The 19,247-nt window shown below is 69.4% G+C and carries 21 protein-coding genes, 1 tRNA gene and 1 pseudogene; 13 read left to right on the top strand and 10 right to left on the bottom strand.

The window, feature by feature from the left end; genetic code table 11:
* Positions 1-13: 13 nt before the first annotated feature.
* Together dnaK and ACQ86M_RS13810 are read right to left on the bottom strand one after the other, a co-directional pair.
* Positions 14-1,903, bottom strand: coding sequence for a molecular chaperone DnaK (gene dnaK / locus ACQ86M_RS13805; RefSeq protein ID WP_431245885.1), 1,890 nt, complete (start codon positions 1,901-1,903; stop codon positions 14-16).
* 26 nt (positions 1,904-1,929) lie between these two features.
* Positions 1,930-2,376, bottom strand: coding sequence for an Hsp20/alpha crystallin family protein (locus ACQ86M_RS13810; protein WP_431245886.1), 447 nt, complete (start codon positions 2,374-2,376; stop codon positions 1,930-1,932).
* A gap of 144 nt (positions 2,377-2,520) precedes the next feature.
* On the opposite strand from ACQ86M_RS13810, the gene ACQ86M_RS13815 reads away from it, so the two are divergent.
* From ACQ86M_RS13815 to ACQ86M_RS13830, 4 genes and pseudogenes are all read left to right on the top strand, one after another.
* The gene (locus ACQ86M_RS13815) at positions 2,521-3,456 is read left to right on the top strand and encodes a hypothetical protein (protein WP_431245887.1); all 936 of its coding nucleotides are present in this window, start codon (positions 2,521-2,523) and stop codon (positions 3,454-3,456) included.
* Between the two features lie 33 nt (positions 3,457-3,489).
* Positions 3,490-3,801, top strand: a pseudogene (locus ACQ86M_RS13820) (PucR family transcriptional regulator); the annotation flags it as partial.
* A gap of 81 nt (positions 3,802-3,882) precedes the next feature.
* Positions 3,883-4,176 (top strand): PucR family transcriptional regulator, encoded by a 294-nt coding sequence (locus tag ACQ86M_RS13825; RefSeq protein WP_431247892.1) that lies wholly within the window; start codon positions 3,883-3,885, stop codon positions 4,174-4,176.
* A 90-nt stretch (positions 4,177-4,266) separates the two neighbouring features.
* On the top strand, positions 4,267-4,491 hold the full coding sequence (locus ACQ86M_RS13830) for a CsbD family protein (RefSeq protein WP_431245888.1): 225 nt from the start codon (positions 4,267-4,269) through the stop codon (positions 4,489-4,491).
* A gap of 122 nt (positions 4,492-4,613) precedes the next feature.
* Here the strand turns inward: ACQ86M_RS13830 and ACQ86M_RS13835 are convergent, their stop codons facing one another.
* Together ACQ86M_RS13835 and ACQ86M_RS13840 are read right to left on the bottom strand one after the other, a co-directional pair.
* Positions 4,614-5,015, bottom strand: coding sequence for a DUF1931 family protein (locus ACQ86M_RS13835; RefSeq protein ID WP_431245889.1), 402 nt, complete (start codon positions 5,013-5,015; stop codon positions 4,614-4,616).
* 24 nt (positions 5,016-5,039) lie between these two features.
* On the bottom strand, positions 5,040-5,456 hold the full coding sequence (locus tag ACQ86M_RS13840; protein ID WP_431245890.1) for a hypothetical protein: 417 nt from the start codon (positions 5,454-5,456) through the stop codon (positions 5,040-5,042).
* Between the two features lie 603 nt (positions 5,457-6,059).
* Here ACQ86M_RS13840 and ACQ86M_RS13845 point away from each other — a divergent pair.
* From ACQ86M_RS13845 to ACQ86M_RS13865, 5 genes are all read left to right on the top strand, one after another.
* Positions 6,060-6,133, top strand: a tRNA-Gly gene (locus ACQ86M_RS13845).
* A 343-nt stretch (positions 6,134-6,476) separates the two neighbouring features.
* Entirely contained in the window at positions 6,477-7,586 is a 1,110-nt protein-coding gene (locus ACQ86M_RS13850) for an ABC transporter ATP-binding protein (RefSeq protein ID WP_431247893.1), read from the top strand.
* Positions 7,583-8,791 (top strand): ABC transporter substrate-binding protein, encoded by a 1,209-nt coding sequence (locus ACQ86M_RS13855; protein WP_431245891.1) that lies wholly within the window; start codon positions 7,583-7,585, stop codon positions 8,789-8,791. Before ACQ86M_RS13850 ends, ACQ86M_RS13855 begins: the two co-directional genes overlap by 4 nt.
* Positions 8,788-9,606, top strand: a complete 819-nt coding sequence (locus ACQ86M_RS13860) for an ABC transporter permease (protein ID WP_431219237.1) — start codon at positions 8,788-8,790, stop codon at positions 9,604-9,606. The genes ACQ86M_RS13855 and ACQ86M_RS13860 overlap by 4 nt, the downstream gene beginning before the upstream one ends.
* On the top strand, positions 9,603-10,418 hold the full coding sequence (locus tag ACQ86M_RS13865; protein WP_431219238.1) for an ABC transporter permease: 816 nt from the start codon (positions 9,603-9,605) through the stop codon (positions 10,416-10,418). The genes ACQ86M_RS13860 and ACQ86M_RS13865 overlap by 4 nt, the downstream gene beginning before the upstream one ends.
* 7 nt (positions 10,419-10,425) lie before the next feature.
* On the opposite strand, the gene ACQ86M_RS13870 is transcribed toward ACQ86M_RS13865, so the two are convergent.
* Both ACQ86M_RS13870 and ACQ86M_RS13875 read right to left on the bottom strand, forming a co-directional pair.
* Positions 10,426-10,593: a hypothetical protein gene (locus ACQ86M_RS13870; protein WP_431245892.1), complete on the bottom strand. Its 168-nt coding sequence runs from the start codon at positions 10,591-10,593 to the stop codon at positions 10,426-10,428.
* A 51-nt stretch (positions 10,594-10,644) separates the two neighbouring features.
* Positions 10,645-11,037 carry a hypothetical protein gene (locus ACQ86M_RS13875; protein WP_431219240.1) on the bottom strand — a complete coding sequence of 131 codons (393 nt, stop codon included), beginning with the start codon at positions 11,035-11,037 and terminating at the stop codon, positions 10,645-10,647.
* A gap of 155 nt (positions 11,038-11,192) precedes the next feature.
* On the opposite strand from ACQ86M_RS13875, the gene ACQ86M_RS13880 reads away from it, so the two are divergent.
* Together ACQ86M_RS13880 and ACQ86M_RS13885 are read left to right on the top strand one after the other, a co-directional pair.
* Positions 11,193-11,954: an SDR family oxidoreductase gene (locus tag ACQ86M_RS13880; protein ID WP_431245893.1), complete on the top strand. Its 762-nt coding sequence runs from the start codon at positions 11,193-11,195 to the stop codon at positions 11,952-11,954.
* Positions 11,955-11,963: 9 nt separating this feature from the next.
* Positions 11,964-12,857, top strand: coding sequence for an RNA polymerase sigma-70 factor (locus ACQ86M_RS13885; RefSeq protein WP_431245894.1), 894 nt, complete (start codon positions 11,964-11,966; stop codon positions 12,855-12,857).
* Positions 12,858-12,902: 45 nt separating this feature from the next.
* Here the strand turns inward: ACQ86M_RS13885 and ACQ86M_RS13890 are convergent, their stop codons facing one another.
* Together ACQ86M_RS13890 and ACQ86M_RS13895 are read right to left on the bottom strand one after the other, a co-directional pair.
* Positions 12,903-13,382 (bottom strand): winged helix-turn-helix transcriptional regulator, encoded by a 480-nt coding sequence (locus tag ACQ86M_RS13890; protein WP_431219243.1) that lies wholly within the window; start codon positions 13,380-13,382, stop codon positions 12,903-12,905.
* On the bottom strand, positions 13,379-14,617 hold the full coding sequence (locus ACQ86M_RS13895) for an MFS transporter (protein WP_431245895.1): 1,239 nt from the start codon (positions 14,615-14,617) through the stop codon (positions 13,379-13,381). The genes ACQ86M_RS13890 and ACQ86M_RS13895 overlap by 4 nt, the downstream gene beginning before the upstream one ends.
* Positions 14,618-15,107: 490 nt before the next feature.
* On the opposite strand from ACQ86M_RS13895, the gene ACQ86M_RS13900 reads away from it, so the two are divergent.
* On the top strand, positions 15,108-16,442 hold the full coding sequence (locus tag ACQ86M_RS13900) for a cytochrome b (RefSeq protein ID WP_431245896.1): 1,335 nt from the start codon (positions 15,108-15,110) through the stop codon (positions 16,440-16,442).
* A 63-nt stretch (positions 16,443-16,505) separates the two neighbouring features.
* Here the strand turns inward: ACQ86M_RS13900 and ACQ86M_RS13905 are convergent, their stop codons facing one another.
* Complete coding sequence (locus ACQ86M_RS13905) at positions 16,506-17,102, bottom strand: VanZ family protein (RefSeq protein WP_431245897.1); 597 nt, start codon at positions 17,100-17,102, stop codon at positions 16,506-16,508.
* Positions 17,103-17,312: 210 nt separating this feature from the next.
* Between ACQ86M_RS13905 and ACQ86M_RS13910 the strand changes: the two genes are divergently transcribed.
* On the top strand, positions 17,313-17,651 hold the full coding sequence (locus ACQ86M_RS13910; RefSeq protein ID WP_431245898.1) for a DUF4190 domain-containing protein: 339 nt from the start codon (positions 17,313-17,315) through the stop codon (positions 17,649-17,651).
* Positions 17,652-17,708: 57 nt separating this feature from the next.
* Here ACQ86M_RS13910 and ACQ86M_RS13915 read toward each other — a convergent pair whose 3' ends face one another.
* Positions 17,709-19,004 (bottom strand): alpha/beta hydrolase, encoded by a 1,296-nt coding sequence (locus ACQ86M_RS13915; RefSeq protein ID WP_431245899.1) that lies wholly within the window; start codon positions 19,002-19,004, stop codon positions 17,709-17,711.
* Positions 19,005-19,247: the final 243 nt, after the last annotated feature.

Below are 19,247 nucleotides of genomic sequence, written 5' to 3' on the forward strand. Positions count from 1 at the left end.
GTCCCCGCGTCTTTCAATTGCGGTCGAAGTCGGCGTCGACGACGTCGTCATCGGAGTCGTCCGAGCCGCCGGGACCGGCCGCGGCGTCCGACGAGGTCGACCCTTGGGCCGGGTGCGCCACAGACAGCGCAGCGTCCACTTGCCGTAGTTCGCTGGTCAGGTCACGCGCCTCCGACGCAGGAGCCTCCCGCTCGACGACCTCCCTCGCCTGCTGCACCAGCAGCTCGGCGCGCGACCGCTCGTGCGCAGGCGCGGCGTCGCCGTGCTCCGCGAGAGCCCGCTCGACCCGGTAGGCGGCGGCATCCAACTCGTTGCGGGCATCGATGTCCTCGCGCAGCCGCTGATCCTGCTCGCGGTTCTGCTCGGCCTCGCGCACCATGCGGTCGATCTCCGCCTGGTCGAGGTTCGTGGTGCCGCTGATGGTGATGCCCTGCTCGGCCCCGGTGTCCTTGTCGCGGGCGGTGACGTTGAGGATGCCGTTCGCGTCGATGTCGAACGTGACCTCGATCTGCGGTTCGCCCCGTGGCGCTGGCCGGATGCCGGTCAGCGAGAACCGGCCGAGGACGCGGTTGTCCGCCGCGCGTTCGCGCTCGCCCTGGAGCACCACGATCTCGACCGAGTCCTGGTTGTCCTGGGCGGTGGAGAAGACCTCGCTCCGGCGTGCGGGGATGGTCGTGTTGCGTTCGATGATCGGCGTCATCACGCCGCCGCGCGTCTCGACGCCGAGCGAGAGCGGGGTCACGTCGAGCAGGAGGACATCGTTGACTTCCCCTTTCAGCACCCCGGCCTGGATGGCGGCGCCGATGGCTACGACCTCGTCCGGGTTCACGGTCATGTTGGGGTCCTTGCCGCCGGTGAGGCGCTTGACCAGCTCCTGCACCGCGGGGATCCTGGTCGAACCGCCGACGAGGATGACCTCGTCGATGTCGTTCTCGGTGACCTTCGCGTCCTGCATCGCCTGCCGCACCGGGCCGAGGCAGCGCTCGACCAGGTCGGCGGTGATGTTCTCGAAGGTGGCGCGCTTGAGCGTCGTGGTCAGGTGCTTCGGGCCGGAGGCGTCCGCCGTGATGAACGGCAGGCTCACCTGGGTCTGGCTGACCGAGCTGAGTTCGACCTTCGCCTTCTCTGCAGCCTCGAACAGCCGCTGGAGGGCCTGAGAGTCGTTGCGCAGGTCGATGCCGTTCTCCTTCTGGAACTCGTCGGCCAGGTAGTCGACGATGCGGCGGTCGAAGTCGTCGCCGCCGAGGTGCGTGTCCCCGGCGGTCGAGCGCACCTCGACGACGCCGTCGCCGACGTCGAGCAGGCTGACGTCGAAGGTGCCGCCGCCGAGGTCGAACACCAGGACCGTCTCGTGCTCCTTCTTGTCCAGCCCGTAGGCGAGGGCGGCCGCGGTCGGCTCGTTGATGATGCGGAGCACCTCGAGACCCGCGATCCGGCCTGCGTCCCGCGTCGCGGTGCGCTGGGCGTCGTTGAAGTACGCCGGGACGGTGATGACCGCCTCGGTCACCTTCTCTCCGAGGAATCTGGCGGCGTCGTCGGCCAGCTTCCGCAAGACGAGGGCGCTGATCTCCTCGGGGGCGTACAGCTTCCCTCGCACGTCGAACCGGGCTTCGCCGTTGGGGCCGGGCACGACGTCGAAGCCGACCGCCTTGGCCTCCTCCCCGATCTCGTCGAAGGAGCGCCCGATGAAGCGCTTCGCCGAGGAGATCGTCCCCTTCGGGTTCAGGATGGCCTGACGCCGGGCGAGCTGACCGACGAGTCTCTCGCCGGTGTCGGTGAAGGCGACGACGGACGGGGTGGTGCGGGCGCCCTCGCTGTTCGGGATGACTCTCGCCTCACCGCTCTCCCACACCGCGATCACGGAGTTCGTGGTGCCGAGATCGATGCCGACTGCCTTAGCCATGGAAGCTCCTCCTTCGAAGTCCCGTTTCACTCGCCGGACGGCACGTCGCCGTCTCGGTGTTCCCCGCCGCCCGGCTGGGGCGAGATGTCCACGTGCCGCGATGCGCTCGACTCGTCCACCGGGACCAGCAGCGTCAGCACACCGTCTCCCAGGTGCGCCGTGAGCTTGGAGTCGTCCAGGCTGTTCCCGAGGAAGAGCCTGCGGACGAACTCGCCACGGGGGCGCTCATCGATGAGGACCATGTCGTCCGGGGCGAATTTCGCGCGTCGCTGCACCGTGATGGTGACGACATTGCGTTCGACGTGCACATCGATGTCCCGGATGTCCACTCCCGGGGCGTCCGCGATCACGATGTACTGGCCTCCCCGTCGGTACGCCTCCAGCGGCACGGCGTAGGTGCGCCGGTTGGCCCCGAGGGCCTCTTCGACGGCGCGGTCGACGTCGCGGGGCGCGTCGAAACGCATCAGGCTCATGGCGTGCTCCTCACCGACCGGACGGCGCCGGTTCGAGGTGAACTCTCCGCCCCCGGGGTGGTTTCATCTTGGGCCGCCCGGAGCGAAGATTCCGACCCCCGTTGCACTGCCAGGGTCAGTCGAAGAGGGCTAACGTTGCCAGCGATGGACGCCTCGAGCTCTTCGAACCGGGTCGCGCACCCCGGCCTCGATGCGAACGCACCGGCCGGCCTGTACGACATCTTCAGAGTGGGCTCGGCGATGTTCGAACGCCCCTCCACCCGGCGGACGTTCCGCCTGGTGGAGGCCGCGGTACGGGAGATCGCCGGATGCACGGTCCAGTCCGCCTATGTCGTGTCGCACGGCCGTCTCACCCGGTACTCGGGTGCGGAGGACCACGATCTCGACCTCCTCGTTGAGGCATGCCGGGGTGTCAACGGCGTGCTCGCCCACGGTGCGGGATGGATCTACGCGCTGTTCTTCCGCGGGACCGGTACGGTGCGCGGGGCCCTCGCGATCCGGGCGGACCACACGCCGACGGGACCGGAGGTGGACCTCCTGCTGGCGCTGGCGGAGCCGACCGGGGCCGCACTCGCCGTGGCCGACCTGATCAGCCGGGAACGTCGTCAGGCGCGGGAGCTGCGGAGGCTCGGCCAGGCGCACGAGGCCTCCAACCGGGCACTGGCGGCGACGATCGTCCAGCTGAACGCGCAGCAGTCCATCCGCGATGCGATCGTCACCGCGGCCGGGTCCGGTCGCGGCGAGGACCGGATCGTCGAAGCCGTGAGCACCGTTACCGGGCGCCCTGTCGTCCTCCAGGACTCCTTCGGCAACGACCTGGCGCTCGCGGGTGCCACGGACCCTGCCATCGTCCCCGTCGGAAACCTCTCCGCGGCCGGGTCCCCCCGCCGGCTGGCGAGTGGCGTCGATCCGTTCACGCGGGGAGACGCTCGGCGCCATCGGCATCTACGATCCGGACGATGGCCGCAGCGACGACGACCGGTTCGCGATCGAGTACGCCGGCGCGACGCTCGCGGTCGAGCTCGCGCATCGTCGCAACGTCGCAGAAGTCGAACTGCGGCTCGGTCGCGAGCTCGCTGACGACCTGGTCTCTGGCGCCGGACCCCCGACGCGCTCGCGCGCGCCGAGGCCCTCGACTTCGACCTGGGGCGACTCCACCGGGTGGTCCTCTTCGCCTGGGAAACGCCCACCCCGAACGGTGTCGACGTCAGCGCTGCGGTCCGGCATCAGCTCGCCACGATGCACGTGCCGGCGCTGATCTCGCGGCGCGCGCAGGTGACGCTCGCCGTGGTGGCGGACGGTCATGACCTGTCGCAGCTTTACCAGGGAGTGTCCACAGCGCTGAGCAGCACGCGGGGCACGATCGGCGTCGGCGGTAGCTGCACGGCGAGCGACCTGCCGCGCTCCTTCGCCGAAGCGACACGGGCACTCCGCATCCGTATGGAGTCGCGGCAGCCGCTCGGTCTGTCGAACCATGATGAGCTCGGCCTCCTCCGTATCTTCGACATGTCGGAAGATGGGGTGCGGCTCGAACGGTTCATCGACGAATGGCTCGGCGTCCTCATCGACCACGACCTTCAGCACCACACGGACTTGGTCCGCACTCTGACGGCCTATCTCGACTCCGGCGGCAACTACGACCGCACCTCGGCCGCTCTTGTCATCCACCGGAGCACATTGCGCTATCGCCTCCGCCGGATCCGGGAACTGTGCGGTCTGGACATCAACGACCCGGAGGCGCACCTGAATCTGCACATCGCCGTCCGGGCACGCGCCGCACTCAACGACTACCTCCGCTGAGCCCCGCACCCGACCTCCCCTTATGCCCGTTCCAGATCCGCGTACCGTGATCGGCAATCACCGGAGCATCCGCACCGATCGAAGGAGGAAATGGTGGCTATCGACGACAAGGCCGAAGCAAAGGGCGACAAGCTCAAGGGCAAGGTCGACGAGGTGATCGGCAAGGTCACCGACGACGAGTCGCGCGTCGTGAAAGGAAAAGCGGAGCAGGCGGAGGGGAGCATCAAGGACACCGTCGCCGACGCCAAGGCGCATCTGAAGGACACGGCGAGCAAGGCGCACGACGACCGCCGCGACGAGACCGACGTGCTCTAGGAGCACCGGAGCACGACACGACGAAGGGGCGCAGCATTCGCTGCGCCCCTTCGTCGTGCACTCCACCTCGGCGGCCACAGGAGCAAGTCGAAGACCTGCGTGGCCTGGTCCCAGTGGCGGGTCTACGGATTCTTCACCTTCTCGTCGAGGATCCGGAACGTCCGGGCAAGCGCCACCCCGAGGCCGCCGGCGATTCGCGGAAGCCTCTCCTCGGTCTCAACGCTGTACGAGAGGTCGAGTGGAGGCCGACGTGTCAGCTGTTCGAGGATTCTGTCCATCGACACCTCCTCATCGATGGACTCGAATGCGTTGATGCATTCCTGCAGACCCTTCGTGATCGGCAGGTCCTGCGGCTCCATGACGTCACGACCGTTCGCCTCCGCGTTGGCCACTCCACGCAGGAGGAGGTCGTACAGCTTGTCGTTGACGAAGTCGTCGAAGCGCCGCAGGTCATCCTTGTCGACGTCGAGGCTCGCGGCCGCGCGGAAGAAGCGTTCGAACGTGGCGATGTCTAAGAGTTCCATGATTCTGCGCTCCCGGTCTGCGGCTCAGCCGCGCCGGTCGGATGCACCGTCGTGCGGGCGCTTGAACTTCTCCGCCAGCTTTCTGGCCATCCCCTTCGTCTCCGCTTCGACCCGCTGCGCCAGTTGCTGGAGCTTACGCAAGGGTCGGATGGCGTCCGCCTTCCGGTGATTCGGCTCCTCGCTCGTCTCTTCGAGCGGCACGATGAACTCCTCATCGGCGACCGTCACGACGTAGCCGGAATCGTCGTCGTTCAAGACGATGCTCACCGGCACCGCCTCCCCGGTGTCCGGGTCGACGCTGACGGCGTTGATCGCGATGTCGACGTGCGAGCCGTCGTCGGTCTCGACGATCTCGACATCGGCGAGCGGACCGCTCTCGATCGCGAGGACGAAGTCGTCCTGTGCGGACGTGAGGTCCGCGTCGTCTCGTGCTTCGGCCATGATCGCTCCTTCGTCGGCAATGGGTGGTAAAGCCGCACGCTACGCGGAGCACCGAACCCGGACTATGTCCTGCCCGGCCGAAAGACGGCCCGCTTCTTCGCCTTGGGGGGAGACACGCGAGAAGCTGGTGGCCGTCTTCAACGTCCTCGCACGAGAGACCGCCAACGCCGGCTACCGCGGGTGCCCCATGCTGAACGCCGACGCGGAGTACCCCGACGGAGACCACAGAGCGCCAGCGCGGCGGGGTGGTCATCCGCGGTCGGGCCTTCCCGCGGCGTCGCGTTCCTCCACCTCGACCGGCAGTCCCGAGTCCTAGACGAAGACCAGTCACGCGGGGACCTCGCCGGCCAGCACGCTCGCCACAGCGGCGTTCACGTCGCCTGGTCCAACCCCGTTTCCGCGACGCCAGGACGATCCCCCGCGGACCAGCCGTACGTTGTCATGTTCCGATCGCTCTTCGAGCAGAGGGCCGTTGCTCATCGTTCGATCTTGAGTCGTCAACTCCAAAGCGGTGACTAAACGGTGAGTTTGGCCAAAAACCATTGACCGGGTAGTCTGGGCCGCAGCCTTAGTTCCCAGTGTTTTACTGGGATTCCGGGCCGCGCGAGTGTAGTTCAATGGTAGAACCTCAGCTTCCCAAGCTGATAGCGCGGGTTCGATTCCCGTCACTCGCTCCACGTGTCACTTCTTGAGCAATGTGGGCTTTTCTCGTTCTGCTTGGGCATGGGCGCCGGCCTCCGTCTCGTTCATGTGCTTCGGCGCGCCGTGTGCTGTGCTCGCAATGTCGAACTGCCCCCACAAGAGCGGATGCTTTCCCCAGGCCATAAGCGACTGAGTTTCGCAACCGGGTAGCGGTCATTGCTCCTGCAACGACGCCACCGATCACACTGATTCCGCACCTCCCCGCGGCGAAGCCTTCGGAATCCCTCCGTGCCTCCGAGCACATGCGACTCTTTCCGTTGCGCGGCGGATCGCTTACGATGAGTTCGCTCACCGAATAAGGAGTGCCGATTGCCCGACGTGCCCGCCATCCGGTTGACGCAGCTGACCAAGCTCTTCGGCTCGGTCTCCGCCGTCGACCACCTCGATCTGGAGATCGCCGCGGGCGAGTTCTTCTCGATGCTCGGCCCGTCGGGTTCGGGCAAGACGACGGTGCTCCGCTGTATCGCCGGTTTCGAGCAGCCGACGTCGGGGACGATCGAGCTGTTCGGGCAGGATGTGACGGGCAAGCCGGCCGCATCCCGGCCCGTGAACACGGTGTTCCAGGACTACGCGCTGTTCCCGCACATGTCCGTCATCGACAACGTCGCCTACGGCCTGCGTGTGCGCGGGGTCGGACGCGCGGAGCGACGCCGGCGCGCAGCGGAGGCGCTGGCGCTGGTGCAGCTCGAGGGTTTCGGCGACCGGAGGCCGGCCCAGCTCTCGGGCGGCCAGCGACAGCGCGTCGCGCTGGCCCGGGCGACCGTCGTGCAGCCGAAGGCGCTGCTGCTGGACGAGCCGCTCGGCGCCCTCGACCTCAAGCTTCGGCAGCAGATGCAGGTGGAGTTGAAGCAGCTGCAGCACGAGCTCGGCATCGCCTTCGTCTTCGTCACCCACGATCAGGATGAGGCGCTCACGCTCTCCGACCGCATCGCCGTGTTCAACAACGGCCGGATCGAGCAGCTCGGGACGCCGCGGGACCTCTACGAGAGCCCGGTCTCCCGCTTCGTCGCGGACTTCGTCGGCACCTCGAACCTGTTCGATCGCGAGCATGCGCAGAGCGTGCTCCGGCGCGACGGGGAGTACTCCATCCGACCCGAGAAGCTCACGCTGAGCACCGTGGCCGACTCGTCGGGCGGTCCCAGTGCGAGCGGCACGCTCGTCGAATCCGTCTACGCGGGCAGCAGCATCCGCCGGGTGGTCGACCTCGACGCCGGGCCGCGCATTTCGGTGCTGGAGAGCAACGACCGCACGCACCGCGGCGAGCTCGACCGGGGCACGCGCGTCCACATCTCGTGGCACGACGACGACCTCCGTGAGCTGGTGAGCACGCGACCGGCCGCGCCGGGCGGGGAGGTCGAAGCCGAAGCCGCACCCGACCACAGCGATGTACCTCACAGCAGAGGTGAAAAAGAGAGGCAAGGATCATGATTCGTGCAACGAAGCGCGTCGCGCGCTCGACCGCCGCGCTCGCGGCCGCCTCCGCGGCCCTCCTGGTGCTGGCGGCGTGTGCCGGCGGCGGCTCGGGCGGGGGCAGCACCGCATCCGTGCCCGACGTGCCCATGGCGAAGAAACTCGGGGCCAACGAGGGGCAGCTCAACATCATCGTCTGGGCAGGCTATGCCGAGGACGGCAGCAACGATCCGAGTGTCGACTGGGTCACGCCGTTCGAGAAGGACACGGGCTGCCAGGTCAACGCCAAGGTCGCCGGCACGTCGGATGAGATGGTGCAGCTGATGCGGACGGGCGGCTACGACGGCGTCTCGGCCTCGGGCGACGCCACCCTGCGACTGGTCTACGGCGGTCAGGTCGCGCCGGTGAACACGAAGCTCGTGCCGAACTACTCCACGATCTCCGACTTCCTGAAGAAGAAGGCCTGGAACTCCGTCGACGGCCAGATGTACGGCATCCCCCACGGCTGGGGCGCCAACGTGCTGATGTACAACAAGGCGACCGTGACGCCGGCTCCCGACTCGTGGTCGGCCGTGTTCGATGACGCGTCGAAGTACACGGGCAAGGTCACCGCGTACGACTCCCCGATCTACATCGCGGACGCCGCCCTCTACCTGAAGGCGCACGACCCGTCCCTGGGCATCAAGGACCCGTACTCGCTCACCGAGAAGCAGCTCAGCGCGGCCATCGACCTGCTGAAGAAGCAGAAGGCGAACGTCGGCGAGTACTGGTCGGACTACACGAAGGCCGTCCAGTCGTTCGAGTCGGGCAGCAGCGTGGTCGGGACGTCGTGGCAGGTGATCGCCAACCTCATCCAGAGCGACGGCAAGGTGCAGGTCGGCACGACGGTTCCGAAGGAGGGCTCGACCGGATGGTCGGACACCTGGATGATCTCGTCGAAGGCGAAGCACCCGAACTGCATGTACCGGTGGATGGACTGGATCACGTCCGCGAAGACGAACGCCCAGGTCGCCGAGTGGTTCGGTGAGGCCCCCGCCCAGACGAAGGCGTGCGAACAGACCACCGACCCGAACTTCTGCACCACGTACCACGCGACCGACGCGGACTACGCCTCCAAGATCCACTACTGGACGACGCCGCAGAAGAAGTGCGTGGACGGCAGCGGCACGAACTGCACCGCGTACAGCGAATGGGTGAGCAAGTGGCAGGAGATCAAGGGATGAGGGCTCGCCTGGGCCTCGTGCTCGGGCCGCCCCTCCTCTGGCTCGTCGTCATCTACCTGGGGTCGATCGCCGTCCTGCTGGTCTCGTCCTTCTGGACGGTGGACGGGTTCACCGGCGCGGTCGTCCCCACGTTCACCCTGGAGAACTACGCGACACTGTTCACCGACCCGCTGTACGGGACGGTCGCGCTGCGCACACTCCTGGTGTCGCTCGGTGTGACGCTCATCGACGCTGTGGTCGCCTTCCCGATGGCGCTGTACATCGCGAAGGTGGCCCGGCCGAGCCGGCGGGCGCTGTACCTCGTGGCGGTGACGACTCCCCTGTGGGCCAGCTACCTGGTGAAGGCGTACGCCTGGCGCATCCTCGTCGAGCCGGGCGGGCCGATCGCGGTCGCGACCGGCGGGTACACGCCCGGCTTCGGGCTGCCGGCGACGATCATGACGCTGGCCTACCTGTGGCTGCCGTACATGATCATCCCCGTCTACGCCGGATTCGACCGGGTTCCGGACTCCCTCTTCGAGGCGAGCTACGACCTGGGCGCATCGACGTGGCGCACGATCCGGACGGTCGCGTTCCCGCTCGTGTTCCCCGCGATCGTGGCCGGCTCGATCTTCACCTTCGCGCTGAGCTTCGGCGACTACATCGCGGTCGGGATCGTCGGCGGCAAGACGCAGCTGCTCGCCAACCTGATCTACGGGCAGCTCGTGACCGCGAACAACCAGCCGCTCGCGGCGGCGCTGTCGGTGATCCCGCTGGTCGCGGTTGTGCTGTATCTGCTGGCCGTCCGCCGCACCGGTGCATTGGAGAACGTGTGAAGCTCTTATCGACGCCCGCGCGCATCCTGGCCGGGGTCTGCATGCTGTTGGGGCTGGTGGTGCTCTACGTGCCGCTCCTGCTCATCGTGCTGAACTCCTTCAACAGCTCGCGCACGTTCTCGTTCCCCCCGCCCGGCTTCACGCTGCAATGGTGGGAGGATGCGCTCCACTCCCGCGGCGCGGCCGACGCCCTGGCGACCTCCGTCGTCGCCGGCCTCTGCGCGGCGGGAATCGCCCTGGTGCTCGGCACCATGGCGGCGTTCGCGGTGCAGCGCTTCCGGTTCTTCGGGCGGCAGAGCATCAACTTCCTGGTGGTGCTGCCGATCACGCTGCCCGGCATCGTCACCGGCATCGCGCTGGCGTCGACCTTCACGACGGTGCTGGGCCCGGTCGGCGTGACGCTCGGGCTCGCCACGGTGATCATCGGCCACGCGACCTTCTGCATCGTCATCGTCTACAACAACGTCCAGGCGCGGTTGCGGCGGATGGGGACTTCTCTCGAGGAGGCGTCGGGCGACCTCGGGGCGCGCGGCTGGCAGACCTTCTTCTGGGTGACGCTGCCGCAGGTGCGCGGCGCGCTCGCGGCCGGCGTGCTGCTCGCTTTCGCCCTCAGCTTCGACGAGATCGTGGTGACGACGTTCACGGCGGGTCCGACGGTGCAGACGCTCCCGATCTGGATCTTCCAGAACCTGTTCCGGCCCAACCAGGCGCCGGTCGTGAACGTGGTGGCGGCGGTGCTGACGATCATCGCGATCATCCCGGTGTGGCTATCGCAGCGGCTGGCGGGCGACTCGGTCACGAGCCGGGTGTGACGACAGCCTAAGGGTCGGAGAGGGTCGCGATCGCGTCGCGGAGATAGGCCTCGGCCAGCCCTTCGGCGGGACTCCGGTGGAGGGTGCCGGGCCGCCAACTGCGGTACAGATGACCAGAGACGATTCGCGGCAGCACGTCGTCGAGGAACTGCTGTTGCAGCGCCGGCACCCCCATCAGGCCTCCTCGGGATCGATCCCTCACGCTAGCGGACGACCCATCTCGTCTCTACACGGCGTACCCGCGCCGCATGGTCGGCGGATGCAGCAGTACCCACACCACGCTCACGCGCCGGCCGGTCAGGTCGACCGCGACGGCGGCCGAGGTGCGGCCCTCGTCGGTCACGATGAGGCCGGGGCCGCCGTTCACCGGGCGCTCGGCCACCTCTCGCCCGTCGAGCGCGCCCAGCCCGCGCGCCAAGAGCAATGAGGCGTCGCCGGCGCCGCGGACGACCCGGACCTTCGCGTGGTCGGGCTCGCCCGAATCCACCACGACCGCCACGTCGGGATCGAGCAGGTCGCGCAGCCGGCGCAGGTCGCGGTCGGATGCGGCAGCGCGCAGATCGCGCACCCTGCTGCGGCGGCTGCCGCGCACTGCGGGCACCCGAACTGTCATGGACATGATGTCTCCTCATCGTCGCGCCGGCCGGGAAGGGCCGGTACCAGCTATGACCACGCGCGCGGGCCGGATGTGACACCGGGTCTGTCACAACCACGGGCGGTGCCCGGTCATAGCTGGCGAGTGCGCGCATCCTGCGCGCCGGAACGGAGAAGAGAATGAGGATCGTCGTCATCGGAGGCACCGGCCTGATCGGCCGGAAACTGGTGGAGCTGCTGCAGGAGCGCGGGCACGACGCGGTCGCCGCATCCCCGTCGACGGGGGTGGACACGGTCACCGGCCAGGGCCTGCTCGAGGCGCTGCAGGGCGCGGACGTCGTGGTGGACGTCGCCAACGCGCCGTCGTTCGAGGACGGGCCGGTCATGGAGTTCTTCCGCACCGCGACCGCGAACGTCGTCGCGGCCGAGAAGGAAGCGGGCGTCGGCCACCACGTCGCGCTCTCGATCGTCGGAGCCGACCGGATGACGGACATCGGCTACATGCGGGCGAAGGTGGCGCAGGAGCGGATCGTGCGCGAGAGCGGCGTGCCGTTCACGATCGTGCGCGCGACGCAGTTCTTCGAGTTCGTCGGTGCGCTGACGGACGGCGCCACGCGGGGCGACACCGCCGTGCTGTCGAACGTGCTCATGCAGCCGATCGCCGCGGCGGACGTCTCGGCGACGCTGGCGGATGCGGCCGTCGAAGCGCCGACCGGCGGGATCATCGAGCTGGGCGGACCGGAGCAGCTGCGGCTCGACGAGCTCGCCCGCCTCCTGCTGGCTGCGCGCGGCGACTCCCGGACGGTCCAGACCGACCCCGGCGCCGGGTACTACGGCGGAAAGGTGGACGACCGCTCCCTCGTGCCGGGCAACGACCCCGCCATCGCGGAGCACCGCTCCGGGACCATCACGTACTCCCGCTGGCTGGAGGATGCTCGCTAGCATTCGAGCATGGCCGGGGCGACAGGGCAGACCGACGAGCTTCAGGCCGCCGCGGACACGTTCGCGGCGGCCCGTCCCCGTCTCTTCGGCATCGCCTACCGGATGCTCGGAACGGTGGCCGACGCCGAGGACATCGTGCAGGACACCTGGGAGCGCTGGCAGAACACCGACCGCTCTGTCGTGCGGGAGCCCGCCGCGTTCCTGGCCACGACCACGACCCGGCTGGCGATCAACCAGGCGCAGTCGGCGCGGGTCCGCCGCGAGTCGTACGTGGGGCCGTGGCTGCCCGAGCCCGTCGACACGAGCGCCGATCCCCTGCTGGGCGCGGAGCGCGGGGAGGCGCTCGAGTTCGCGGTGCTGGTGCTGCTCGAGACGCTGTCGCCGACGGAGCGCGCCGCCTACGTGCTGCGGGAGGCGTTCGACTACCCGTACCCGCAGATCGCGGAGATCATCCAGGGGTCGGAGGCGTCGGCCCGTCAGCTGGTGAGCCGAGCGCGCAAGCACCTGGCCGAGCAGCGGCAGGTGCGGGAGGTCGACCACCAGGAGCAGAAGCGGATGCTGGAGGCGTTCCTCGACGCCGCGCAGTCGGGCGACATCGCCGAGCTGGAGCGGATCTTCACCGCCGACATCGTCAGCTACTCGGACGGCGGCGGGCTGGCGCGCGCGTCGCGCATCCCCGTGCTCACGCGGGAGACCGTCGCCAAGTACGTGCATGCGTTCCACGACCGGTTCTGGGTGGGCAGCATCCACCTCGTCGAGGCGAACGGCGCCCCGGCCGCGGTGCTGGTCCGCGACGGAGCGGTCGTGGCGTTCGTCGCCTTGGACGTGACGGCCGACGGCATCCGGCGCCTCCAGTGGGTGCTCAACCCGGAGAAGCTGGAGCGGCTGCCCGTCCCGGCGTAAGGCTCCCGGTCCCGCCGGCGCGGTCTCAGCCGGCGGCTGCGGCCGTCACCGCCAGCCGGCGTAACGGTCCGCGGGCCCGCCGGCGACCGGTTCGAAGCTCACGTCGCGCGAATCCACTTCGCGGCCCTCCTCGTCGACGAACGCCACGCCGATGCGCCCGCCCGTGGCGGTGTCGCGACGGATCACGGTCGGGCCGTCGTCTCGGGGCGCGTGCACATCGCCCCACTGCTGGAGGGCGCCGAGAACGAGCTTCAGGTCCTCGCCCGCGGGGGTGAGGTGGTAGTCGGTGCGGGCACGGGCCCCCTCCGCCCGGTATTCGCGCCGTTCCAGGATTCCCGCCTCGACCAGCCCGGTGAGACGGGCGGTCAGGATGTTGGGAGCGATGCCCAGCAGGTCCCGGAAATCGGCGAAACGGGTGATCCCGTTGTGCGCCTCCCGGAGGATGAGGAACGACCAGCGGTCGCCGACGAGCTCGAGAGTCCGGGCGATCGAGCAGTTCGGCGCCGGACGGTTCTTCGCTGTCATCTCTTCTCCTCACGGGTTGCGCGCCTGACGATACCCGCAAGGAGGAACGCGGTCACGGCCAGCACACCGATCGCGACCGCGCCGATGACGAGCGCCGTGCCCAGGCCGCCTGCGGTGGCGATCGCCCCGAGGGTGAACGCGATCGCTCCCTGGAAGACGTAGGCGACCAGGTAGACGGCGGAGATCGTCCCGCCCCGGTGATGCGCGGGCGCGTGCGTCGCGATCAATCCGAGTCCGCCGGAGAAGAGGAGTCCGTAGCCGGCCCCCGCGAAGACGGTCGTGACCATGAACAGAGGCAGCGAGTGCGTCTGGGCCGAGAGCACCAGCAGCGCGAGGTCGACGACCGTGATCAGTGCACCGGCGATGACCAGGCGGCCGGGGGCGAAGCGCCGGGCCAGCACCGCCGTGACACCGATCATCGTCGACATGATCGCCAGCACCAGACCGGTCACGAGGACGTTGTGCGAACCGATCAGATCCTTCGCGACGTCGGCGCCCAGCGCGAGGAAGACCGACCCGAACGCGTAGGCGGCGGTCACAGCGGCCGCAGCTGTCGCGTAGAGCAGGCGGATGCCGGCGGGAATTCGGATGGGACGAGGGCGCCAGGTGCCTTCGGCGGCTGCTGCGCTTCTACGCGGCAGGAAGGAGACCATCACCAGGACAGCGGCGACGACGACCAGCAGCACCCAGAAGTCCAGGTGGAGCGGCAGCGGCGCGTATTGGATGAGTCCCCCACCGACGATCGTCGCCAGGGACAGGCCCACCGCCGTCGCGGCCGTGACGGTGGAGGAGGCGCGTCCCTCCTGGCCTGTCCGGCTGAACTCGACAGCAGCTGCAGTGGCCGGGGCGAGCGCCAATCCGACGCCCGCGCCCATGAAGGCACGACCGGCGAAGACCCAGCCGACCGAGGGCGCGACCGCGAAGAGAAGGACGCCGACGAAGAGTGCGCCCACCCCGATGAGCATCGCGTTGCGCCGACCGATGAAGTCGGACACCTGACCGAAGATCACGAGGAAGACGACCAGGACGATCGGGTACACCGCGAAGATGGCGGTGGTCACCGCCGACGTGAGGTGCCAGGTGCTGGCGTAGAGCGGGTACGTGGTGGTCGGCGCTGCGCTGGTCCACAGTGCGACACCGGCGACCGCCGCGGCGGTCCAGAATCGGGCCCGCGCGGGCAGGGTCGGCGCTGTGGCACGTCTCGTGACAGGAAGGGCGCTCGTCTCGAGGGTCATGGTTCCTCTTCTTTCGGTTCGGGCTGAGTATTCCGTTGCAACTCAGGCCGAACGGCGAATATTCCTCCGGGCCGTGATCGACCCGGTCCCTTCTCCGTGTCACAAACCGGCGCGCTGTCTTGTCATAGCTGGTGAAGGCATCCGCTGACGAGGCAGGAGGCAGCAATGCGCCGGATCCTGGGGTACATGACCGACGACCGCGAGCTCGTGGGGAGGGCATGATGCCCGTCCATCGCCGGGTCCGCCCCTCCGCGACCGCGCGGCTGTCCCGTCTGGTCTCGGGAACCTCGGCCGTCCGGCGGGCGACGGCGCTGCGCGAGGAGCTCAGGATGCGGCGAGCGCCGCTCCACTGGACCACCATGTTCGGCGTCGTCGCCCTCGCCTGCGTCGTCGTCCTGTTCGTGACCGGCTTCATCCTGATGTTCGGGTACACGCCGTCGAGCGAACGGGTCACCTATACCGGCCCGTACCTCCTCTCGCCGGAGCGGAGATGTCGAAGGCGCTGCAGTCGACGCTCGCCATCTCGTTCGAGCTGCCGGGCGGCCTGCTGGTGCGGCAGGCGCACCACTGGGCCGCCCTCCTGCTGCCGGCCGCGCTCATCCTGCAACTGGCGGTGACCTTCTTCACCGGGGCGTTCCGCCCTCCGCGCCGGCTCGCCTGGCTGCTGCTGTTCGGGCTGCTGCTGACCGCGCTGGCCGGAGGGTGGAGCGGGTACGCCCTGCCCGATGACATGCTCTCGGGCACCGGCTTACGGATCGTGGAGGGCATCGTGCTCGGCATCCCGGTCGTGGGCACGTGGCTGTCGGCGCTGCTGTTCGGGGGCGAGTTCCCGGGGCGGATCATCGAGAACCTGTACCCGATCCACGTCGCCGTCGTCCCCGTGCTGCTCATCGTGCTCATGGCGGCTCGAGCACGGAGCGCGTACGTGAACGGTCCGGCGCAGTTCGCCGGCCCGGGCCGGACCGAGGAGCGGATCGTCGGGGTGCCGGTCTGGCCGAACCTCGCCGTTCGCGCCGGCGGGCTGCTCGCCCTGGTGACCGGCGGCATCCTCCTGCTCGCCGCGACGGTGACGATCAGCCCGGTGTGGCTCTACGGCCCCTCCTCTCCCGGCGACGCCTCCGCGGGCAGCCAGCCCGACTGGTACACCGGCTTCCTCGACGGCGCCCTGCGCCTGGTCCCCCCGGGCTGGGAGGTCGAGTGGCTGGGCCGCACGTGGACGCCGGCGATCCTCCTCCCGCTGCTCGTCGTCGGCCTGTTCCTGCTCGCGATCGCGGTCTATCCGTTCGTGGAGGAGTGGGTCACCGGCGACCACGCCGAGCACCACCTCCTGGACCGGCCGCGCAACGAGCCCACGCGCACCGGCCTGGGCGTCGCCGCCCTGGTGTTCTACGGTGCCCTGTGGGGCGCGGGCAGCGCCGACCTGGTGGCGACGCACTTCCATCTCACCGTGGAGTCGGTCGTCGCGTGGTACCAGGCGATGGTCGTCCTGGGGCCGTTCGTCGCTTTCCTGCTCACCCGCCGGGTGTGCCTGGCGCTGCAGAAGCGCGACCGCGACATCCTGCTGCACGGCTACGAGACGGGACGCATCGTGCGCCTGCCCGGCGGCGAGTACGCCGAGGTGCACGGGCGGGTGGATGCGGTGGAGCGCTACCGCCTCGCCGGTCCCGCCGCCGCGCACGGGGCGGCGGCGCATCCGGACGAGAACGGGCGGCTCCGCTGGTCCGAGCGGATGCGCGCGGCGCTCGCCCGCGTCTACTTCGAGGACAGGCTCCAACCGCTCGGCGACGGCGCGGTGGGCCCGCCGGAGCGCTTCGGAGCGGCGTGAGCCCGGCGCGGCGGTGGTGGGTGGCGGCGTGGCTGTTGCAGCGGTCGGCGGGCGAATCGGTCATCAGCCGGGCGTGAGCTCTTCACCGCCCGGCGGACGGACGTGCGTCAGCTCTCCGGGCGGCGGTCCGTAGTGGACAGGTCTCGCGAGCGCCACCGCACCCGCTGCGAGCGCCAGCACCGTTGCGACGGTGCACACGCGGGCGAGCACGGGCGCCGTCCGCTCGCGAAGCCCGCCACGCGCAACCCCGAGCACCGCCCAGCCGAGGACCGCGCCGGTGGTGTTCAGGATGACGTCGGTGACGTCCGAGCTGCCGACCGCGAGTGCGAACTGGAGGGCTTCGAAGCCGACGCTCACCGCCGCGGCCGCGGCTGCGGCCCGCCACCAGCGCGCGTGCGGAGCGATCAGCCCCAGGCAGACGCCGAACGGGACGAAGAGGGCCACGTTCGCGAGCATCTCGGGCATGCTGTTGACGCCGTAGCCGTCACCCGCGACGAACGGCACGAGCTTCACGGCGCGGGTGCCGCCGTGAAGGGATGGCATCCCCAGCTTCCAGAGCACCGCCCACGTCAAGAGGCCGAGGTACACCGCGAACAGTGAGCGGAGCAGGATGCGGTGGTCGCGAGGGCGATGCGGGGCGGCAGGGATGGCTGTACTCACCCTCCGACCGTACGAATCCGTCCCCTGCTGGCGGATCGGCCGCGAGTCGCAAACCGGTACGACCCGAGAATGATCGACGCAACCGGAGCCGCCAGTCCGCTGAGAGCGGGCGGGCGCGGCGTCACGATGTCGGACTTCGCGCGTCCTTGAGGACGAAGAACCCGAAATCCGCGTCGCGATTTTCCGTCGCGCCCGACGAAAGGAACCCGCATGCCCGATCAGATCGAGGACGCCACGGAGGCCCCCGTCGAAACCGCACAACCGACCCCGGCCACCCCGCTCGCCGTCCCGGCTCCGACCGCCGATCGGATGAACGTGCTCGCCATCGTCGCGTTCGTGCTGTCGTTCTTCGTCGGCATCGTCGGGATCGTGTGCGGCCACATCGCGCTGCGTCAGATCAAGCGGACGGGCGACCGTGGCCGGGGCCTCGCGCTCGCTGGAACCATTCTGGGCTACGTCTTCACCGCGTTCGGTCTCTTCATCGCCGTGGTCGTCGTGCCGGTCCTCATCATGGCAGCGGTCGATGCTGCCGAGTACGCGGGCTACTGAGCTCCGACGAGAACGCAGGAGGGCGGTGCCGCCCGGCGTCCCGCCCTCCCGCGTCTCTCACCGCCTCACGTCGGTGAGCGCCCGCTTCGTCGCGGGCTCGGCGGTGGCGCTCGCCACGTTCGCCAGCGACTCCGTCTTCCGGTCCAGGTACCCGAAGCTGTTGCGGTGCTGCCAGTACTTCGCGATCCGGTCGACCATGTTCACGATGTTCGTCCAGACGCTCGACGTGATCTTGTCGTTCCACGCGGAGTGGAGGATCGGAGCGTGACCCGTCACCGCGCGCAGCCGCTGCTTCGCGTACCCGTCGGAGCCGAACTGGATCGCGCCGAACCGGGGCGCGCGCGGGTCGGTCCGCGAGAGACGGCCCCAGCCCGCCAGCCCGTCCTTGCGCGCCTCGGAGACATACACCGCGCGGGCGTGCAGGTCGGACGCCCGCGGGATGGACGTCTCGATCCCCGCCGAGCCGAGCATCACGAAGGCGTTGACGCCGAGGTCGGCGCGCGCGAGCGCATTCGCCGCGGTGGTCGTCCCGTACGAGTGCGCGACGACGTTCACGATCGGGGCGTCCCGGGTTCCCCGGCTGGACGCGAGCCCGGTCATGTCCCGGATCAGGTTCGGCGCCCCGGCGCGCGCGTACTCGCCGCGTGACGCCTCGATGCTCGGGGGTGGCGGCGGCGGCGTGTAACCCATCCAGGCGATGACGGCCCGCTTCTTCGGCGCTCCCACTGTTCCCTGCACATCCCACACGTTCTGCGCGGCGAGCGCCCACAGCTTCATGTCGGTGGAGTAGGTGCCCATGCCGGGCACCTGCCAGGTGACCATGTCGGCCGCATCCGGGTCGCCGACACTGATGGCGGCGAGGGGCGGCAGGTCGCCGGTCAGCGACATCAGGTACCGGCGGGGCGAGCGGGGTCTGAGCGCGCCGGCGATGGCCTCATAGGCCTTCACGGCCGTCCGTGCCGCCTCGTCGTTCCGCTTCTTCATCAGCTCGAGCCGCTGGGCGAGCGCACGTCGGTTCAGCCGGTCGCGCACCCGGTAGGGCAGGCCGTCGAGGTTGCCGGCGACGACCGGCAGCGCGGCGGTCACGTGCGGGCGGACCTCCGCAGGCAGCGCGCTCCACTCCTCCGCAACCTGCTCGGGAGTGGCGGAACGGACCGCATCGACCCACTCCTGCACCTGCGGACTCTGCCGCTTCAACCCCTTCAGCGAGAGCGCATCACTCGAAGCCGCGAGCGGCAGCGGCGCCTTACTGGGCGAGAAGACGGTGATGCCGGCCGCGGCCGCTAGGCAGAGGACGCACGCGAGGACGCGACGCACCAGACGCGAACGGCGAGGCACTGGGGATGAGGACACGAGTTCCCTCACTCTCGGGGGCAGCAGGGCCGGCGGACGGCTGCGATCGGGGTTCCACTGATCTAGACGCGCCTGGGGCGCATCCGTGACGCCGCGAAGGGACGACGCGTCGACCGGGGCCGCGGGCGGCGGGCGGGGACCGTCCACGGCTGGACGAACTGGACTGGTCGGGGCACCGATCCACCCCCTCCTACTCGGACAGCAAGCTGCTCATCGAGGCGCTCGCCGCGGACACCGGCGTCC

It is taken from the genome of Leifsonia xyli subsp. cynodontis (assembly GCF_050632205.1).
GTDB classification, from domain to species: Bacteria; Actinomycetota; Actinomycetes; order Actinomycetales; family Microbacteriaceae; genus Leifsonia; species Leifsonia xyli_D.

Excerpts from the sequence above, each read along its gene's own strand:
- ACQ86M_RS13810 (WP_431245886.1), bottom strand. The coding sequence starts at position 2,376 with ATGAGCCTGATGCGTTTCGACGCGCCCCGCGACGTCGACCGCGCCGTC.
- ACQ86M_RS13815 (WP_431245887.1), top strand. The coding sequence starts at position 2,521 with ATGGACGCCTCGAGCTCTTCGAACCGGGTCGCGCACCCCGGCCTCGAT.
- ACQ86M_RS13825 (WP_431247892.1), top strand. The coding sequence starts at position 3,883 with ATGTCGGAAGATGGGGTGCGGCTCGAACGGTTCATCGACGAATGGCTC.
- ACQ86M_RS13895 (WP_431245895.1), bottom strand. The coding sequence starts at position 14,617 with ATGACCCTCGAGACGAGCGCCCTTCCTGTCACGAGACGTGCCACAGCG.
- ACQ86M_RS13835 (WP_431245889.1), bottom strand. The coding sequence starts at position 5,015 with ATGGAACTCTTAGACATCGCCACGTTCGAACGCTTCTTCCGCGCGGCC.
- ACQ86M_RS13875 (WP_431219240.1), bottom strand. The coding sequence starts at position 11,037 with ATGTCCATGACAGTTCGGGTGCCCGCAGTGCGCGGCAGCCGCCGCAGC.
- ACQ86M_RS13870 (WP_431245892.1), bottom strand. The coding sequence starts at position 10,593 with ATGGGGGTGCCGGCGCTGCAACAGCAGTTCCTCGACGACGTGCTGCCG.
- dnaK (WP_431245885.1), bottom strand. The coding sequence starts at position 1,903 with ATGGCTAAGGCAGTCGGCATCGATCTCGGCACCACGAACTCCGTGATC.
- ACQ86M_RS13885 (WP_431245894.1), top strand. The coding sequence starts at position 11,964 with ATGGCCGGGGCGACAGGGCAGACCGACGAGCTTCAGGCCGCCGCGGAC.
- ACQ86M_RS13830 (WP_431245888.1), top strand. The coding sequence starts at position 4,267 with ATGGTGGCTATCGACGACAAGGCCGAAGCAAAGGGCGACAAGCTCAAG.
- ACQ86M_RS13855 (WP_431245891.1), top strand. The coding sequence starts at position 7,583 with ATGATTCGTGCAACGAAGCGCGTCGCGCGCTCGACCGCCGCGCTCGCG.
- ACQ86M_RS13910 (WP_431245898.1), top strand. The coding sequence starts at position 17,313 with ATGCCCGATCAGATCGAGGACGCCACGGAGGCCCCCGTCGAAACCGCA.
- ACQ86M_RS13890 (WP_431219243.1), bottom strand. The coding sequence starts at position 13,382 with ATGACAGCGAAGAACCGTCCGGCGCCGAACTGCTCGATCGCCCGGACT.
- ACQ86M_RS13840 (WP_431245890.1), bottom strand. The coding sequence starts at position 5,456 with ATGGCCGAAGCACGAGACGACGCGGACCTCACGTCCGCACAGGACGAC.
- ACQ86M_RS13860 (WP_431219237.1), top strand. The coding sequence starts at position 8,788 with ATGAGGGCTCGCCTGGGCCTCGTGCTCGGGCCGCCCCTCCTCTGGCTC.
- ACQ86M_RS13900 (WP_431245896.1), top strand. The coding sequence starts at position 15,108 with ATGTCGAAGGCGCTGCAGTCGACGCTCGCCATCTCGTTCGAGCTGCCG.
- ACQ86M_RS13880 (WP_431245893.1), top strand. The coding sequence starts at position 11,193 with ATGAGGATCGTCGTCATCGGAGGCACCGGCCTGATCGGCCGGAAACTG.